This is a genomic window from Streptomyces sp. R33 (genome assembly GCF_041200175.1).
Classification (GTDB): Bacteria; Actinomycetota; Actinomycetes; order Streptomycetales; family Streptomycetaceae; genus Streptomyces; species Streptomyces katrae_B.
Window position 1 is genome coordinate 1,214,866 of the sequence record NZ_CP165727.1, and the last position, 14,640, is coordinate 1,229,505.

A 14,640-nucleotide genomic window follows, 5' to 3' on the forward strand; every position below is an offset into this window, starting at 1 on the left:
CGGGATCAGGGTGTGAAGGTCCAGCGCTGGGCCGGGCTGTTGTCGCAGGCGGTGCGGGTGAGTGCGGTGCCGTTCGCGGTGCCGGCGCCGACCGGTGCCAGGCACTGGCCGAGCGTACGGAGGCTGCCGTCCGGCCCCGGCTGCCAGGTCTGGCCGGCGGCTGCGCCGCACGTCTGGACGGTGATCCGGGAGGGGCTCGTACCGTCGAGGCAGACCCCGCCCAGGCCGGTGACGTGGCCGTCGGTCTTCAGGCTCCACCGCTGGTTGGGGCCGCCGTGGCAGGAGTACAGGGTGGGTTCGGTGCCCGGCACGGTCGCACTGTGCGGCAGGTCGGCGCAGCGGGCGGAGGCCGCGTTCACGAGGGTGGCGTCGGCCGGGAGCGGGGCGGCGCGCCCGGTGAGGCTGATCTCGGCGGCGCTGGTCCAGGGGCCGCGGCCGCCGGCTTCGGTGAGGGCCCTGAGGCGGAGGTAGCGGCCGGTCTTCGCGGACAGGGACACGGACTTGGCCGCGGCGGTGTCGGCGAAGCTGCCGGTCGCCACCGGGGAGCCCCAGTCGGTGGTGCTGTCGGAGACGTACACCTCGTAGCCGCCGATCCGGCCGTTGACGCCGCCGTCCTGGCGGGGCAGGTAGCCGAGGCCGTCGACCGCGTAGCGGGCGCCGAGGTCGATGCGGATCTCGTGCGGGAGCGCGGCCGGGGTGCCGGAGGACCAGGCGGTGTGCCAGAGCGTGGCCGGGTTGCCGTCGAAGGCGTTCTTGGCCGCGCCGTCCTCGGCGGCGGTCTCCTGGCTGTCGGCGGACACCAGGGTCCAGGCCGACTGCGGGATCGGGGCGGAGGTCGCCGGGACCGGGTCGGCCGCCGGGATCGAGGTGCCGGTGGCCGTGATGGCGAACGCGCCCGACTTCGTACCGGTCTTGACCCACAGGATGCCGCCGCGGTCGGCGGGGTCGAAGTACCAGCCGGACGCGGCCGCGTCGTAGCCGGCCTTGGAGGTCTGGCGGGCCAGGGCGCTGCCGTCCGCCGTCACCGTGCCCGGCGCGGAGGCCACGTGGAGGGTGAACTCGTAGCCGCGCGCGGCGGGCTTGCCGGTGTAGCTGCCGGTGGGGGCGCCGACGGAGACGCTGACCGTGCCGGAGCCGGCGGCCGGGGCGGTGACGTCCACCTGCTGACGGGCGTACGCGCCGGACTGGTGGGCACGGGTGAGCCCGTCGTCCTCGTAGAGGCTGAAGGAGGAGTTGCCGCGCGGGTGGATGTCGTAGGTGAGGGTGGAGACGGGCTTCTCGCCCGTGTAGTTCATCTGCGGCCACATCGGCACGATCGCCCCGCCCTTGACGAAGAGCGGGAGGGTGTCGAGCGGCGCCTGGTAGTTGCCCAGCCAGCCCGGGCCGGCGTACGTCTTGCCGGTCCAGTAGTCCGTCCAGGTTCCGGCGGGCAGGTAGATGCCGTCACGGACGGAGGTGTCGGAGACGACGGGGGCGACGAGGAAGGAGTCGCCTGCCATGAACTGGCCGCTGGTGAGGTTGCCGCGGGCCACCGGGTCGTCCGGGTACTCCAGGACGAGGGCGCGGGTGCTCGGCACGCCGCTCTCGTGCGCGGTGCGGCTCATCGTGTACAGGTACGGCATCAGCCGCATCTTGAGCTGCAGGTACTTGCGGTTGATGGAGAGGTACGGCTCGGCGAAGCGCCAGGGCTGCTTGTCCTGGTAGCCGGCGGACGGGTTGGTCGCGCCCCAGCCCGACATGGTCATGAAGGCGGGGGTGAAGGCCTTCCACTGGAGGTCGCGGGTGTACGTCTTGGGGCTGCCGCCGAAGATGCCGTCGATGTCGCCGGAGGCGTAGTTGAGGCCGGACAGGCCGGCGCCGGCGATGGCCGGGACGTGCCAGCGCATGTCGTCCCAGGTGCCGTTGGTGTCGCCGGTCCACACGACGGCGTTGCGCTGGGTACCGGCCCAGCCGTCGACGGTCCAGACGTAGCGGCGGGCGTCGGAGTTCTTCTCGATGCCGTCGACGGCCTGCTGTACGCCGGCGAAGGCGGTCTTGTAGCCGCCGCCGATCCAGGCGACGTCCGTCTTCACGCCGCGGGTTCCGGCCACGGCGACTTCGTCGGCGATGGATCCGAGACCGGTGGAGGTCCACAGTCCGGTCTGGAAGCCCTTGGCCTTCAGGGCGTCGACCGTCGACTTGAGCGGGGCGGTGTAGCCGCAGCCGTAGCCGTCGTTGGGAAGGAACCAGCCCGAGGGCATGTCTGCGGCGCGGGCGTCGGCGGCGTAGCCGGCCACATCGGGCGTGGTCTGGTGGCGCAGGCGGTTGTGGTCGCCCTGGTAGTCGGGGTTGGAGGCGTTGAAACAGTCGGCATTGCCCAGTTCCAGGCCCCACATCGGGGCCATGAAGGGCTTTCCGCTGACGTCGGTGTACGCGTCGAGCACGGATTTCAGCGAGCCGCCGGTGAAGTACCAGGCGTCGAAGCGCTTCTCGTCATGGGTGAGGGTCGTGGGGGCGTTGAATCCGTACGAGCCGGGGGCCCAGGTGTTGCGCATGACGCCGTAGCCGTTGGTGGACATGTAGAAGGGGGCGGGGCTGGCGTTGTTGTTCTCGCGCCATTTGTTGTCGACGGCCACGGGGACGGTCTTGCCGCGCAGCGCCCATTCACCGAGGCGCAGGCCGGTGCCGTAGAACTGCTCGTCGCCGCCGCGGGCCAGGTACTGGGTGGTCTGGGTAGCGGTCCAGGAGGTGGGCTGGGTCTCCTGCCAGACCAGGGTGGAGTTGTCGGCGCGGTAGACCGAGAACTGCAGGGGCGTCTTGTTGACGCGGATGTTCAGGGCTCCGGTGGTGATCCGGTAGTACGCGCCCGCGTCGGTGAAGGTGGTGTCGACGGAGCCGAAGTCGGTGGTCGGGGCGAGGTCGGAGCCGGCCGGATCGTTGGTGAACGCGCCGTCGGGTGACAGCCAGATGCGGAAGATGTCGGCGCGGGCGACGACCACGCGGGCCTTCGCACCGGCGGTCGTGGTGACGGTGAAGGTGTTCCCGGACTGTGTGAGGCCGGTGGCGTTGCCTGCCGTGGCGGGGGCCGGGGCCGCGGCGGCCGGCGAGGTCATCGGTCCGGCGGCGGCCAGCCCCGCGACGGCAAGGGCCCCGGCGAGCACCGCGGCGAGGGGCGCTCGCCGCCGCTTCACCTTTTTGCGGGTGTGGATGCGGCTGGGGATGCGGATGAGTCTCATGGGGCAGCTCCTCGTGCGGTCCGGATTGCGGACACACCGCTTTGGCATGCGCCTGGCAAGATAGCGGCCCACGGAGATCACTTGAAGGATGCTGCTCGAAGTAGTCTTCAATCAAGCATCTTTGAGCATCTTTCAGATGGCCAGGATGCGGCCTCAGCCGAAGCGGATGGGGAGGTGCTTGATGCCGTTGATGAAGTCGGAGCGCAGGCGCCGGACCTCGCCCGTGAGGCCGAAGCCGGGGTGGCGGGCCAGGAGTTCGCGGATCAGGGCCTTGATCTGGGTGCGGGCCAGCCCGGCGCCCAGGCAGAAGTGGGGACCGCCGCCGCCGAACGTGAGGTGCTCGTTCGGGTTGCGGCGGATGTCGAAGACGAAGGGGTCGGCGAAGACGTCCTCGTCGCGGTTGGCGGAGGTGTAGTACGTGACCACCTTCTGCCCCTCCGCGATCGCGCGGCCGCGCAGGACGGTGTCCCGGGTGGCGGTGCGGCGGAAGTTGTGGATCGAGCCGCCCCAGCGCAGGAACTCCTCCGTGGCCGAGGTCCACAGCGACTCGTCCTGCGGGGACGCCGCCAGCTCTGCGCGGGCCGCCGGGTGTTCGATCAGGGCCAGCAGCGTGGCCGAGAGCAGGTTGCGGGTGGTCTCGTTGCCCGCCACGCACAGCAGGACGAAGAACATGTTGATCTCGTCCGGGGCGAGCCGGTCCCCGTCGACCTCCGCGTGGACCAGCGTCGAGAGGATGTCCTCGCGGGGGCGGGCGCGCCGCTCGGCCGCCAGGGCGTCGCAGTACGCGTAGATCTCGGCGGCGGCCAGGTCGCTGTCGTGCTTGCCCGCCGAGAGCTCCGGATCCTGGCCGCCGGCCATCCGGTTGCTCCAGTCGAAGATCAGCCGCTCGTCGCCGGGCGGTACGCCGACCATCTCGCAGATCGTCTGGATCGGCAGCCAGGCGGCCACCTCGGAGACGAAGTCCATGTCCCGGCCGGGCACGACCGCGCTCTCCACCAGCCCGGCGGCCCGCTCGCCGATCCGGGCCGCCAGCCGGCGGACGACGCGCGGGGTGAAGCCGGCGCTGACCAGGGAGCGGTAGCGCGAGTGGCGCGGGGCGTCCATGCCGAGCAGGACCAGGCGCAGGGTCTGCAGGGACTCGGGGCTCTGGTCGCGGATCATGAACGAGCCGAGTTCGGTGGACCACAGCTCGGGGTCGCGGCTGACGGCCTTGACGTCGGCGTGCCGCGTGACGGCGTAGAAGCCCTGGTGGGGGCCGGGCACCTCGTGCCAGTGGACGGGGTCCTCCCGGCGCAGCCGGGTGAACTGCGCGTGCGGGACCTCGCGGGCCCAGGTGTCTTCCAGGAGGTCCGTCTCGCCGGTGGGGATCACGGTCGGTCCACTTCCCTTCGGTTCATTTCAGGACGGCGCCGAGGGCTTCCACGACGAGGGCGTCGGGGATGCCCTGCGGGTCGAGCCGGTGCTGCATGGCGAGGCCGAGGAGGACACCGAGCACGAGGGCGCCCGTCTCCTCCGGCGGCCGGGTGAGCGGGGTCCCGGTGGCCGCCGCCCAGTCGGCGAGGCCTTCGCCGAGCTGGGCGCGGATCTCGGCGTAGCGCTGGGCGAGCTGGGTTCCGATGAGCGGGCCCCGGGCGCCGTGCAGCCACAGTTCCGCTTCCAGGAGGAGCCAGGAGTCCCCGTGGTCGGGGTGCGGGCGGGTGAGGCTGCCCCACATGGCGGAGAAGTGCACGGCGGGGTCCGCCGGGTCGGGGCTGCCCGCGATCTCGGCGGCCAGCTCCTCGGCGGTGCGTTCCTTCCAGACCTCGAGGAGGGCCAGCAGGAGGCCCTCCTTGCCGCCGAAGTGGCTGTAGAGGGCGCCGGTGGTGCGCCCGGCCGCGTCGGCGACCGCCTCGGCCGAGACGGCGTGGAAGCCCTTGCGCGCGAAGAGTTCGGCGGCCGCGTCGATGAGGCGGGTGCGGGTCTCGGACTTCCGCTGGGCCTGCGGGGTGCGGTCGGGTGCCATGGTTCTGCCTCCGGGAGCAACTTATATCGGGCCTCCGATATAAGTTGCTCCCGGAGCTGACGCCACGTCAACCCTCGTGCACGGCACGGTGTGCCGTTCGCCCGGTGAACCGGTCCGGCCAGGCCGTCTCCGGCGGGGGCCGGGCTCGGGGGCATTGTCAGACCCCTGCGCGACGATCAGGTCATGACGATCACCACCGCTCCTGCCGGTCCCGCCCTCACCACCCGCGACGAGTACGCCGATGCGATCGGTACGGCGATCAGGGCCTCCGCCGCGTACTACGGGTCCGGCGATTCGCCGCTCGACGACGCCTCGTTCGACCTCCTCGTCTCGCTGATCCTGGCCTACGAGGAGCGGTACCCGGAGCACATCGATCCGGCTTCGCCGACCGGGAAGGTGGCCGGGGGCGCCGTGCCGGCCGGGGAGGTGGCGCACACGGCGGCGATGCTCTCGCTGGCGAACGCGTTCGGCCCGCAGGACCTGCTCGACTGGGAGGCCTCGGTGGTACGCCGGCTGGGCGCACCGGTCACGGGCGGCTTCGTCGTCGAGCCGAAGCTCGACGGGGCCTCGCTGGCGGCCCGGTACCGGGGCGGCCGGCTGGTCCAGCTCGTCACCCGGGGCAACGGCACGAGCGGCGAGGACGTGTCCCATGCGATCGGGACCATCGTCGGGCTGCCGGAGCGGCTCACCTCGGACGTCTCCTTCGAGGTGCGCGGCGAAGTCCTGCTGACCACGGCCCAGTTCGAGCGGGCCAACGAGATACGCGCCGCGCACGGCGCCGGGGCGTTCTCCAACGCGCGCAACGGCGCGGCCGGCACGCTCCGGGCCAAGGGCCGCCCGTACACGGTGGAGATGACGTTCTGGGCGTTCGGGGCGGGCGAACTCGACGGCCCTGACGGCTCCGACAGCCCCGCGGTGCTGCCGGGGAGCACGCATGCGGAGGCGATGGCCTTCGTCGCCGCCGCGGGTGTCCGGACGGCCGCGGCCACCCCCGCGGGGCTGACGGTGGTGGACACGGTCGCCGAGGTGCAGGAGCACGTCGACCGGATCGCGGCCCTGCGCGCCCGGCTGCCGTTCGGGATCGACGGGGTCGTCGTCAAGCTGGACTCCCTGGCCGAGCAGGCCGCGGCCGGGACCGGCTCGCGCCACCCGCACTGGGCGACCGCGTACAAGCTGGCCGCCGTGGAACGGCGCACCCGGCTGCTGGACGTGACCTGGGCGGTGGGCCGGACCGGGGTGCTCGCGCCGACCGCCGTGCTGGAGCCGGTGGAGATAGACGGCTCGGTGGTGCGGCACGCCACCCTGCACAATCCCGCCGACATCGAGCGCCGCGGCCTGCGGCTCGGCGACACCGTGACCGTGTACAAGGCGGGCGACGTCATCCCGCGGATCGAGGCCCCGGTGGTGGAGCTGCGCACCGGTGAGGAGCGGGCCATCGAGCTGCCGTCCGTCTGCCCGGGCTGCCAGGGCGAGATCGACCGGAGCCAGGAGCGGTGGCGGTGCGCCCAGCCGGCCGACTGCGGGCGGATCGCCGCGATCCTGTACGCCGCCGGGCGCGACCAGCTGGACATCGACGGCCTGGGTGAGACGTACGTACGGGCGCTGGTCGAGGCCGGCCGGGTCCGTGACGTGGCCGACCTGTTCGGGCTGGACCACGCGGCGCTCGCGGAGGCGGCGGGGAGCGAGAAGCGGGCCGTGAAGCTGCTGGAGCAGATCGAGGCCGCGAAGGGCAGGCCGCTGGCCCGGGTGTTCTGCGCGCTCGGGGTCGTCGGCACGGGGCGGGGCATGTCCCGGCGGATCGCCCGCCACTTCGGGACGATGGAGGCGATCCGGGCCGCCGACGCCGCCGCGATGACGGAGGTCGAACTGGTCGGGGACACCAAGGCCGCCGGGATCGTCGCCCAGGTCGCGGAGCTCGGGCCGGTCATCGACAAGCTGGCCGCGGCCGGGGTCAACCTCGTCGAGCCGCACGTGGAGCGCCCCGCCGGAGAAGAGGGCGCCGAGGGACCGCTCGCCGGGCAGTGCGTGGTGGTCACGGGGAAGATGACGGGCGCGCTGGCGGCGTACGACACGCGGGACAAGGTGCGCGAGCTGATCGAACGGGCCGGCGGTAAGTCCGCGAGCGGCATATCGGGGCGGACGACGCTGCTCGTGGCGGGTGCCAAGGCCGGCAGCAAGGTGGCCAAGGCCGAGGAGGCGGGCATCGAGATCGTCGGCGAGGAGGCGTTCGCCGAGCGGATCGCCGCGTTCCTCACCTGCTGAACGGTGCGGGCCCTTCGGGTGGCGGCGGGGTGACGGCCAGGACCGGTGGGGCCGGCGAGGTGTACCGGTGGCCGCAGGGGTCGAAGACCAGCACCACCGGCCGGCCCGGGCGCTGGCGCCAGGAGATCCGCTCCGGTGCGCCCGCGCACGCGGGACAGCGCGGCAGCGGGCTCGGCTCCGCCGGGCGTGCGGGGGCGGACGCGAGCCGGGGCACGGGGTGCGGTTCACGCATGGGGGCTCCCTGGTCCGACGGTCGTGCTCCTGGCACTGTGTCATGGACCGCCTCTCCGGGGCACGGGCCGATCCTCCAGGATCTCGGCTGGTCAGGGGTGCGTTCCCCGTGCAGACCCGCCGATCCGCCCGGGCGGACGAAGACGCCGACGGCCGGTGGGGGGGTACTCCCCCACCGAGCGCCGGCGCCTTCACGGCCTCGCGGCGATCACGCGGCCTTGGCGATCTCCGGGTGCTCCGTCAGCCAGGCGCGGACCGCCTGCTGCTCCTTGCCCTTGCCCGCCTCCTGGATCTTCGCCTCCAGGCCGGTCAGCTGGGCCTCGGTCAGCTTGAACGAGCGCAGCCAGGAGGCCACTTCCGGCTCGTCGTCCGCGAAGCCCTTGCGGGCCAGGGTGTGGATGCCGTCGCCCTGGCCCCAGACCCCCTTGGGGTCCTCGAGCTTCTTCAGGTCGTACGAGGCGTAGGCCCAGTGCGGCGACCAGAGCACCACCGCCACCGGCTCCTGCTTCTCGTAGGCCCGCTTGAGCTCGGCGAGCATGCCGGGGGTCGATCCGTCGACGACCTCGTACTCGCCGTCGAGGCCGTACTCCTGGAGCACCTTGCCCTTCAGGATCCCCATCGCGCCCGCGCTGGGCTCGATGCCGATGATCCGGCCCTTGAACTCGCCGCCCTTGCCCTTGAGGTCGGCGAGGGAGGTGACGTCCTTCATGTAGGAGGGGACGGACAGTTCGATGGAGGTCGGTCCGTACCAGGAGCCGAGTTCGTCCAGCTTGTTCCGGTACTTCTCCCAGTACTGGGCCTGCGTGACCGGCAGCCAGGCGTCGGTCTGGAAGTCGACCTGGCCGCCCGCGATACCGGTGAACAGGGCGCCGAGCTCCAGCTGCTTCGCCTCCACCTGGAAGCCCCGGCGCTCCAGGAGCTCCTTCCACAGGTAGGTCGAGGCGATGCCCTCGTCCCAGGGGATGTAGCCGATGCTGATCTTGCGGCCCTTGCCGGTGCCGCCGTCCGCCCCGGCCGCAGTCGGCTGCCCGGAGCCGCCGAAGGTGTTCAGGCCGCCCGCGACGAGGGCGAGGACCACGGCGCCGGTGACGGCGTACGCGGGCTGGGGGCGGTGGTTCCACAGCTTTGCGGCGCCGCTCGCGGCGGCCTGCGCCTTGGCGAGCGCGCGCCGGCCGAGCGGGGACACCTGGCGGCCGAGCGCGCCGGTCATCCGGTCCAGGTACATGGCGAGGATGACGATGGAGATGCCCGCCTCGAAGCCGAGGCCGATGTCGACGTTGCCGATGGCCCGGTAGACGGCGCCGCCGAGCCCGCCTCCGCCGACCATGCCGGCGATGACGACCATGGAGAGGCCGAGCATGATGACCTGGTTGATGCCCGCCATGATGGTGGGCAGGGCCAGCGGCAGCTGGACGCGTACGAGGGTGTCGCGCGGCGTGGTCCCGAAGGCGTCGGCGGCCTCGACGAGTTCCGTGTCGACCTGGCGGATGCCGAGCTCGGTCATCCGTACGCCGGGCGGCAGCGAGAAGATGATGGTCGCGATGATGCCGGGCACCACGCCCACCCCGAAGAAGATGATGCCGGGGATCAGGTAGACCATGGCCGGCATGGTCTGCATGAAGTCCAGGACGGGCCGCAGGACGGCGCTGACCCGGTCGGACCGGGAGGCCCAGATGCCGAGCGGGACCGCGAACGCGAGTGTGACGAGGGTCGCGACCAGGACCAGGGAGAGCGTGGACATCGCGTCGGCCCACAGGCCGACGGAGTCGACGAGTGCGAAGCCGGCGAAGGCGAGCAGCGCGGCGAGCAGGCCGCGCAGCCACCAGGCGGCGACGGCGAGGATGCCGGCGAACAGCAGCGGGGCGGGCGCGTCCAGCACGGCGTGGATGCCGTCGTACAGCCCGGTGACGAGCGCACTGACGGCGTCGAACAGCCAGGAGAGGTGGCGCTGGAGGAAGTCGACTGCGCTGTCGACCCAGGCGCCGAGGGGCAGGCGGGGCATCAGGCGGCCACCTCCACGCAGGCCATCGGGGGCCGCTGTTCGTCGCCGATGAAGGCGATGAGGCGGTCCTGCGGCACGGAGCCGACGAGGGCGCCGTCCGCGTCGGTGACGGCGACGGCGTGCGGCACCCGGGCGCTGATGGCGCACAGGTCGGCGAGCGGGGTGTCGGCGGTGACGCTGGGGCAGCCACAGGCGCAGCTCCCGGCGACGGGGTCGGTCATCACGGCGTCGGCCGTGAGCACGCGCGAGCGGTCGACGTCCTGGATGAAGGAGGCGACGTAGTCGTCGGCGGGGCGGGTCAGGATGTCCTCGGCGGTGCCCTGCTGGACGATGCGGCCGTCGCGCATGACGGCGATGCCGTCGCCGAGGCGCATGGCCTCGTTGAGGTCGTGTGTGATGAACACGATGGTCTTCTTGAGCCGCTGCTGGAGTTCCAGCAGCTGGTCCTGCATGTCGCGGCGGATCAGCGGGTCCAGCGCGCTGAAGGACTCGTCCATCAGGAGCAGGTCGGCGTCGGTGGCCAGGGCGCGGGCCAGGCCCACGCGCTGCTGCATGCCGCCGGACAGCTCGTCCGGCCAGGACGCCTCCCAGCCGGCGAGCCCGCACAGCTCCAGCGCCTCGGTGGCGCGGCGCTCGCGCTCGGCGCGGGCGACGCCCTGCACCTCCAGCCCGTAGGCGGCGTTCTCGAGGACGCTGCGGTGCGGGAAGAGCGCGAAGTGCTGGAAGACCATGCTGATCTTGGTGGAGCGGACGTGGCGCAGCTCACGCCGGGAGAGCGAGGTGAGGTCCTGGCCGTCGAAGAGGATGCGCCCCTCGGTGGGTGCGAGCAGTCCGTTCAGCATGCGCAGCAGCGTGGACTTGCCGGATCCCGACAGACCCATGACGACGAAGATCTCGCCGGGCTCGACGCGGAATGAGGCGTCGATCACAGCGGCCGTGGTACCGGCTGCGCGCAGCTCGTCGCGGCCGGCGCCGCCCCGGAGCGCGCGGACCGCGGCAGCGGCGTCGCCGGGTCGTCTTCCGAACACCTTGAAAACGTGCTCGGCCTGGAGCGTGGACACATACACCTCGCGGGTCGTACCGGAACGGCGCGCGCCCGGCCGGTGGGCCGGGCGCAGCCGTGGAGCGGTGCGGGATCCGCCCGCCCCCGCGCCGGCCGTGTCACGGCCGACGGAAGGGTTCGCTCCGGATCCGCGGGTGCCCGGGGTGTTCCGGGGTAAACGCCGAGGTGACCCACCTCACGCCGGGTCGGGGTCCTCCAGCATCGAGGTGCGCAGGTGCTCGAGGATGCGGGTCAGCAGGCGAGAGACCTGCATCTGCGAGATGCCGAGCGCGGCGCCGATCTGCGCCTGGGTCAGCTCCTCGCCGAAGCGCATCTGCAGCATGCGGCGCTCGCGGTCGGTGAGCTGTTCGAGCAGCGGTGCGAGGGTCTGGATGTCCTCGACGCGCTCCAGGGCCGGCTCCTCCTCGCCCATGACGTCGGCGAGGGTGTGGCCGTCGGCGGAGCCGTCGCCGCGCTCCGCGTGCGCGGTGTGCGGGGCGTCCAGGGAGCCGCTGGTGTGGCCGTTGGCGGCAACGAGACCCTCTATGACCTCCTCGTCCGAGAGGCCGAGGTGGTCGGCGAGGTCCGCGACCGTGGGCGAGCGGTCGAGCGTGGTGGTCAGCTGCTCCTTCGCCTTGGCGATGTCGATGCGCAGCTCCTGGAGCCGGCGCGGGACGCGGACGGCCCAGGAGGTGTCACGGAAGTGGCGCTTGATCTCACCTGTGATGTACGGCATGGCGAGGGTGGCGAATTCGTTCTCGCGGGCCGGGTCGAACCGGTCGATCGCCTTGATCAGGCCGATGGTGCCGACCTGGACGATGTCCTCGATGTCGCCTCCGTCACCCCGGCCGCGGAAGCGGCGGACGGCGTACTGGACGAGTGAGGCGTTCATCTCTATGAGCGCGTTGCGGACGTACTGGTGTTCCGGGGTGCCCTCGGACAGTTCGTGCAGCCGCCGGAAGAACACCCTCGAGAGCTCCCTCGCATCGGCGGGGGCCACCTCCCTTGGCTCCTCGATCCGCGGCAGGTCCGCGATCCGGGCGGCCTGGATGCCGCGGCGCGGACGGGGGACGACTGTGACGGTTTCGGAAGTGGAGGACGGGGCAGGGGCGGGCATGGGGTTCGCTCCTTGGGCTTGTCGGCTTGCGGCGCGGGACCTTGACTGCCGTAGATGGTGGTCTCTTTCAGCTTATACGTCAAGAATCGTCGGAAATGCGGTCGTCCGCTTACTCCCGCGCACGCGAGGCGCGTCCGCGTGCTCGTGCGCGCTGTCCCGTCGGCCCCGTCCCCTGTCGGTTCAGGTGATGCGGAATCCGGTCACCGCGCGGTCCCGGTGGAAGGTCAGCCGGTCCCAGGTGGGGAAGGTGAGATCGGTCATGGCCAGCAGCCGGCCGGCGCCGTCGTGCAGGGTGCGGCGCACGGTCAGGCCGCAGACCGCGGCCGCGGCCGGCGGGTGGCTGCTGCGGGTCATGGTGAGGGTCTCGGCGACCCGGCCCTGCCCGGCGGCCCGCTCGAGCCACCGGTGCAGCGGCCCGAGGTCCTCGTCCCGGACGGACGACCGGTCTCGGTAGCGGGCCAGTTCGGGGCTCTCGGCGATCGCGCGCGGGCAGAGGTACGTGACGGCGTGCCGGAGCGTCTCCCCCGACGGGCCGCGCTCGCGGCGGTGGTGGACCAGGGTGCGGTCCCCGCCGCGCATGCCGAGCAGCGCGGCGAGCGAGGGCGGCACGGTGACCAGGGTGAGCCAGCTCTGGTCGGGCGTGGCCGCGGGCGATGACGCGGGTACGGCGGCGGCCGGTGCGACCACGGTGCGCCGCGGCGCGGCCGGGGCCTCGACGGCCGAGCGGGTGCCGCGGCGCCCGGTGACGACGAGGCCGTCCTCGCGCAGGTGCTGGAGCGCGGCCCGGATGGTCTGCCGGTTGACCTGGTAGCGGGCGGCCAGGGTACGTTCGGAGGGCAGTCTGCCGCCGGGGGTCGCGGCGCGCTCGAGCTCGCGCCGCAGCGCTGCGGCGATCCACTGGTACTTGGGCATGACGGCCGGGCCGCCGCCCCGCGAAGGGGAGGGCATGGCTTCTCCTCTGACGGGTGGTCAAGGACTGCGCGGTCTGCCCGGCCAACCTAGCATTGGTCTATACCTTTCAGTGAGAGGGACTCCGCGATCCCGGCCCACCTTGGCCGGATCCCGACGCCCCTGCACCGGAGCCGACCAAGAAACCCCCTAGCCGCGCAGCGGGTTCGGGAGCGGGATGTAGCGCGCGTCCGCGCCGTCGGCGCGGGTCCAGCGCAGCAGCAGGTTCGTCTTCGCCGGGAGTGCCGGGGCCGAGAGCAGCTCCGCGATCTCGGGGAGACCGTGTTCGGCGTCGTAGCGCAGGAACTCCTCGCGCACCGCCGGCCACACCGCGGCGGCAGCGCCCGGGTGCTCCTCGGCGAGGGCCCCCGCCACCTCGGTCAGGTGGTTGACGACCAGGCAGTAGACCAGCCGCTGCCAGGCGGCATCGCGCTCCACGTCCGGCAGCAGTTTCACCCCCTCCGCATCGCGGAACAGGGCCTGCACCGGCATGCCCTGGGCGTCGACCGCCACGAGGGTGTTCTGCAGGTGCGCCTCCAGCACGACGCCGTGCCGGGCGAACACGTCGAGCACGGGCGGCACGACGTGGCGCAGGTACGCCCGCCACCAGCCGACCGGATCGCCCGTCACGGCCAGCGGGCTGCCCGCGAAGCCCTCCGCGAGCGCGGCGGAGGCCAACGGCGTGGCCCCCGGCTCCACTTGCGCGTGCAGGCCGTCGCGGACCAGGACGGCGAGCTCCTCGAAGGCGAAGCACGCCGTCCGGTAGCCGCGGTCGGCGAGCCAGACCGCGTTCGACCCGGAGCTGCGCAGATCGGCGAATCCGGCCTCGACCGCGGCGTCCGTACGGCGCAGCTTCAGCAGGTCGTGCCGCCACAGCCGGCGCACGTCGTTGGTGATCCGGACGTCGAGGCTGAACTTCACGAAGAGGTCCCGCTCGCCGTTCCCTTCGCCGGGTACGTACAACGTCCGGATCGAGGCGGTCGGCCAGGCCGGGAGCCGCCCGGGGCCGAGCCGCAGCAGCCGCCCGTCGGCGAAGGCCTCGCGTACGGGCTCCGAGCAGCCCGCCAGGTCCAGCTGCCACGGATGCGCGGGCAGCAGCCGGTACCCGGCCGGCGCGCGCGGGCCGTCGAGCAGCCCGGCCAGCGACTCGATCGCCCCGGCCGCCGCGGGCCCGCCCTCCTCGGCCACCTGGTCCTCGCGCAGCCCCAGGAAGACCAGCGGGAAGCGGGCGTACGCCTCCGGCGCGTACGGCAGCCAGCTCGCGGCGGGCGCGCCTCCCCGGGCCTTGGGAGCGGGGTGGTACGGGTGTCCCATGACCAGGGACTGCTCGGAGAGCACGTACGGGTCCTGCGGGGGCGCGGCCGCGGCGCGGGCGGCCAGCAGCGCGGCGACGGCCTCGCGGCTGTCGGCGATCTCGACCGGGAGCTCGTCGTTCGCCGCGCCCGTGTACCGGTGCAGCTCGTCGGCGGTCAGTTTGACCAGCTCGGTGTGGCTGAGCGCATGCCACCCGTCCGCCGTGCGCAGTTCGGGGCGCACCGGCCGGCGCCCGCCCCGCACCCGCAGCAGCCGTCCGCTGCCGCGCAGCCGGTGGACGTGCCCCGCGCGGGCATCGTCCGTCCTGGTGCCGGACTCCTCGGCGGGATCGGCCGCTTCCCGCAGCAGGCAGTTCAGCAGAGGGCTGCCGGCGTACGCGTCGGCTGCGGCGTTGAGGTCCACGGATTCCATTCGGTCCATCCAATGCGCCGGGAGCTCGCGGGGCGTACCACCGGCCGTGATCTTCAGTATCCGCGATGATGAAGTGATCATCACGTCACCCGTGAG

The 14,640-nt window shown here is 72.7% G+C and carries 10 protein-coding genes; 1 reads left to right on the plus strand and 9 read right to left on the minus strand.

Annotated features, from left to right (window positions below; all coding sequences use genetic code 11):
• Positions 1 to 5: 5 nt before the first annotated feature.
• The 3 genes from AB5J51_RS06065 to AB5J51_RS06075 form a co-directional block, all read right to left on the minus strand.
• Positions 6 to 3,215, minus strand: coding sequence for a TIM-barrel domain-containing protein (locus AB5J51_RS06065; protein ID WP_369777069.1), 3,210 nt, complete (start codon positions 3,213 to 3,215; stop codon positions 6 to 8).
• A 153-nt stretch (positions 3,216 to 3,368) separates the two neighbouring features.
• A complete protein-coding gene (locus AB5J51_RS06070) occupies positions 3,369 to 4,586 on the minus strand; it encodes a cytochrome P450 (RefSeq protein WP_369777070.1) in 1,218 nt (405 codons plus the stop codon).
• 22 nt (positions 4,587 to 4,608) lie between these two features.
• A complete protein-coding gene (locus AB5J51_RS06075; protein ID WP_053789956.1) occupies positions 4,609 to 5,217 on the minus strand; it encodes a TetR/AcrR family transcriptional regulator in 609 nt (202 codons plus the stop codon).
• Between the two features lie 183 nt (positions 5,218 to 5,400).
• On the opposite strand from AB5J51_RS06075, the gene ligA reads away from it, so the two are divergent.
• A complete protein-coding gene (ligA, locus tag AB5J51_RS06080) occupies positions 5,401 to 7,479 on the plus strand; it encodes an NAD-dependent DNA ligase LigA (protein ID WP_369777071.1) in 2,079 nt (692 codons plus the stop codon).
• Here ligA and AB5J51_RS06085 read toward each other — a convergent pair.
• The 6 genes from AB5J51_RS06085 to AB5J51_RS06110 all read right to left on the minus strand — a co-directional run bounded on the left by AB5J51_RS06085 (position 7,469) and on the right by AB5J51_RS06110 (position 14,553).
• Positions 7,469 to 7,711 carry a hypothetical protein gene (locus AB5J51_RS06085; RefSeq protein ID WP_136223829.1) on the minus strand — a complete coding sequence of 81 codons (243 nt, stop codon included), beginning with the start codon at positions 7,709 to 7,711 and terminating at the stop codon, positions 7,469 to 7,471. The two genes, ligA and AB5J51_RS06085, sit on opposite strands and share 11 nt — an antisense overlap.
• Before the next feature lie 207 nt (positions 7,712 to 7,918).
• Entirely contained in the window at positions 7,919 to 9,712 is a 1,794-nt protein-coding gene (locus AB5J51_RS06090; RefSeq protein WP_369777072.1) for an ABC transporter permease/substrate binding protein, read from the minus strand.
• Entirely contained in the window at positions 9,712 to 10,773 is a 1,062-nt protein-coding gene (locus AB5J51_RS06095; RefSeq protein WP_053789953.1) for a glycine betaine/L-proline ABC transporter ATP-binding protein, read from the minus strand. Before AB5J51_RS06095 ends, AB5J51_RS06090 begins: the two co-directional genes overlap by 1 nt.
• 177 nt (positions 10,774 to 10,950) lie before the next feature.
• Positions 10,951 to 11,871, minus strand: coding sequence for a SigB/SigF/SigG family RNA polymerase sigma factor (locus AB5J51_RS06100; RefSeq protein WP_136223827.1), 921 nt, complete (start codon positions 11,869 to 11,871; stop codon positions 10,951 to 10,953).
• A 180-nt stretch (positions 11,872 to 12,051) separates the two neighbouring features.
• A complete protein-coding gene (locus AB5J51_RS06105) occupies positions 12,052 to 12,819 on the minus strand; it encodes a GntR family transcriptional regulator (protein WP_136223826.1) in 768 nt (255 codons plus the stop codon).
• Positions 12,820 to 12,969: 150 nt separating this feature from the next.
• Entirely contained in the window at positions 12,970 to 14,553 is a 1,584-nt protein-coding gene (locus tag AB5J51_RS06110) for an IucA/IucC family siderophore biosynthesis protein (protein ID WP_369777073.1), read from the minus strand.
• Positions 14,554 to 14,640: the final 87 nt, after the last annotated feature.

What these genes read in the sequence shown, in the direction of transcription:
- AB5J51_RS06110 (WP_369777073.1), bottom strand. Translation starts at nt 14,553, where the DNA reads ATGGACCGAATGGAATCCGTGGACCTCAACGCCGCAGCCGACGCGTAC.
- AB5J51_RS06105 (WP_136223826.1), bottom strand. Translation starts at nt 12,819, where the DNA reads ATGCCCTCCCCTTCGCGGGGCGGCGGCCCGGCCGTCATGCCCAAGTAC.
- AB5J51_RS06075 (WP_053789956.1), bottom strand. Translation starts at nt 5,217, where the DNA reads ATGGCACCCGACCGCACCCCGCAGGCCCAGCGGAAGTCCGAGACCCGC.
- AB5J51_RS06065 (WP_369777069.1), bottom strand. Translation starts at nt 3,215, where the DNA reads ATGAGACTCATCCGCATCCCCAGCCGCATCCACACCCGCAAAAAGGTG.
- AB5J51_RS06085 (WP_136223829.1), bottom strand. Translation starts at nt 7,711, where the DNA reads ATGCGTGAACCGCACCCCGTGCCCCGGCTCGCGTCCGCCCCCGCACGC.
- AB5J51_RS06090 (WP_369777072.1), bottom strand. Translation starts at nt 9,712, where the DNA reads ATGCCCCGCCTGCCCCTCGGCGCCTGGGTCGACAGCGCAGTCGACTTC.
- ligA (WP_369777071.1), top strand. Translation starts at nt 5,401, where the DNA reads ATGACGATCACCACCGCTCCTGCCGGTCCCGCCCTCACCACCCGCGAC.
- AB5J51_RS06100 (WP_136223827.1), bottom strand. Translation starts at nt 11,871, where the DNA reads ATGCCCGCCCCTGCCCCGTCCTCCACTTCCGAAACCGTCACAGTCGTC.